This window comes from Bacillus sp. SIMBA_031 (assembly GCF_046535225.1).
Lineage (GTDB): Bacteria > Bacillota > Bacilli > Bacillales > Bacillaceae > Bacillus > Bacillus velezensis.
On the sequence record NZ_JAWRXC010000691.1, the window covers coordinates 1 to 235 of the forward strand.

1 protein-coding gene is annotated in these 235 nt (G+C 66.0%); it reads left to right on the plus strand.

The features are described 5' to 3' along the window. The coding region (locus tag SB724_RS21840) for a pyridoxal-phosphate dependent enzyme (protein WP_410573172.1) at window positions 1-235 on the plus strand (235 nt) is incomplete at both ends.

The following is a 235-nucleotide window of genomic DNA, read 5'->3' on the forward strand; positions in this document are numbered from 1 at the left end:
CCGTCAGGATCATCGGCGCCGACCCGGAAGGTTCTGTCTACTCAGGCGGAACCGGCCGCCCGTATTTCGTGGAAGGCGTAGGCGAGGACATGTGGCCCGCCAACTACGACGCCTCCGTCCCGGATGAGGTCATTGCGGTTTCGGACGCCGACTCGTTCTCCATGACCCGTCGGCTCGCCCGCGAAGAAGGCCTGCTGGTCGGTGGTTCCTCCGGCATGGCCGTGGTTGCTGCGCT